At 37.4% G+C, this 2,096-nt stretch carries 2 protein-coding genes; one reads left to right on the top strand and one right to left on the bottom strand.

The window, feature by feature from the left end; genetic code table 11:
- Positions 1-115: 115 nt before the first annotated feature.
- Positions 116-421 carry a CRISPR-associated protein Csx3 gene (locus tag IQ228_RS25140; protein WP_027404212.1) on the bottom strand — a complete coding sequence of 102 codons (306 nt, stop codon included), beginning with the start codon at positions 419-421 and terminating at the stop codon, positions 116-118.
- A 98-nt stretch (positions 422-519) separates the two neighbouring features.
- Between IQ228_RS25140 and IQ228_RS25135 the strand changes: the two genes are divergently transcribed.
- A complete protein-coding gene (locus tag IQ228_RS25135; RefSeq protein ID WP_193964867.1) occupies positions 520-1,860 on the top strand; it encodes a TIGR03985 family CRISPR-associated protein in 1,341 nt (446 codons plus the stop codon).
- The last annotated feature ends 236 nt before the right edge of the window (positions 1,861-2,096 follow it).

The following is a 2,096-nucleotide window of genomic DNA, read 5'->3' as shown; positions in this document are numbered from 1 at the left end:
CCAAATCCTACCTTTAAAACGTCACCGTCTAAACTGATATGGTAAATACTCATTAAATAGCACTGGATTATAAAATAATTAAAACATGACTCAAGTAATTTCCTCAAGTAAAACTTCAATCAATTAAATCTCCCAGCTTATATGCCGGATTGTGTGTGATGCAAATCACGTATTTACCTAATTTCGGATCAAAAAAAGCGATCGCTCCGTAAATATGAGCTAATTTATGTGCCAACACAAAAGCCACAGGAATAGAAACGGGTCCATTAATCCTCAGCAGTTGTCCTCCTGTAAGTTCCCCCGACTGTGCCATTTGCTCTAACTTAGTGGCAGCATCTTTCACAATCTGGTCATTTTGGGCAGGTTCACCAAAACTCAACCGCAAAATATCGTCCTTGAACTCGATGTTGTAAGTAGTCATTACCTTTACTGATTCACTGACTATTACATCATACATGGCATTGGAAGCAGCCTATTCCAGATTAGTCTATGCTGGAACTATCCCCAAGTTCTAGTAAAGTGTCTGAGCAAATTTTTTCTGATGTCCCCCAAGTAGAACTGTTGCAATGGTTAGCACGCGGTTCTCTCAAGCAAAATCTTCTCCGTGCTATTCGGTTGTGGGTGTGGTTACGTTCTTTATATGGAGAAGGTCAAGATCATATATTCTTAGAGGATGGTTTTACCTTGGCAGATTGGAAAACCGCTTTCTTTGGTTCTACACACCCCAAAGGAGAAACAATTCCCGATTTCCATGACCCTAACTGTCATTGTGTAAAAACTACTGCTGACTGGTTGTTTGATGCCAAAACTGGATTGAATCAGGAAACATGGAAACATTCTTTATTATCTCATATTCATATCTCTAATTTAGATGAAATCCTCGAAAAACGATTATTTGGGGTAACTCGCCGTTCTTTACAAGCAGATTTACAAATCTTAGTAGAATTAGGTTGGTTAGAAAATAGAGAACAAAAATACCATCGAGTTCAATATTTACCTTCTCGTCCTATTACTAGCAAACACAATTATAATGAATTACATTTTCTCAATCAAGAAGATTTAGCGGAAATTGCTCAAAATCTATCTCAACAAATTGGCGGAATTCGGCGGTTATTGTTTAAACTAGACTATGTGGTAACTGCCGTAGACGAAGTTGGAAATTGGCAGGATGAACTCCGAAAAATCTGGGAACAAAAACCAGTGCCACCTATTAACTTAATTTATAATAGTGCCAGACTAAGAGAATCTATAGAATGTTTGGTTTATCCTGTTTGCATTTATTATGTACAACGTGCAGTTTATTTATGTGCTTTTGGGGAAAGTCCTGATAGAAAAACAGATTGGTATAATTTTCGGTTGGATAGAATCGAAAACATTACGCCAATTGAATGGACAAGTCCTGGGATTCCCAAAAATCTACAACAAAGATATCAACAAAGAAATTTGCCAAATCCAGAAGAAATAGAATTACAAATGGATAAGGCATTAGGGTTTGATTTCTATTTAGAATCTCGACTGATGCTGCTACGATTTGAACGAGATTATCATGACCGCTACATTCGGGATACATTTCGCCATGAAACTTTTAAATTGATTGGCTATCAAAAAGCAAAAAGTTTGATTCAAAGTTCTGTAGTTAGTTCAGAACACAAGGCAGAATTATTAAAGGTTATCGCCAATCGTTCCCCAAAGGATGCTTATTACAGTCTTCAGTACCGACATGGGGATTATAACGTAACTATGCGGTTAAGAGCTTGGCGACCAAGGGTAGAAATTCTCTCACCTTATGATTTAAGACAGAAAGTTACAGCCGATATTGTTAAGGAAATAGGACTTTACCAGAATAATTGGCCAATTTAATGCTTTACTATTTGTAATACAGTAACTATTGACAATTAATCTGCTAAATTTTACACTCATATAAAGACAAATTTGGCAGACCTAAAGCGGGGTCAAAAACCCTGGAGATTCGCCAAACAGCCAGAACCTTGACAACTAAATACTTTCAGCGTTTCATTAGTTTCAGTTTGTGCTTGACCCGAAGCCTGAAATAAGGTTTTTTGAGAGGTCCGCCAAAATCGTCTCTGGATTCCGCC

This window comes from Dolichospermum sp. LEGE 00246 (assembly GCF_015207865.1).
Lineage (GTDB): Bacteria > Cyanobacteriota > Cyanobacteriia > Cyanobacteriales > Nostocaceae > Dolichospermum > Dolichospermum heterosporum.
Note: the sequence above shows the minus strand (reverse complement) of the source record. Positions and strands in the feature narration are given on the sequence as shown.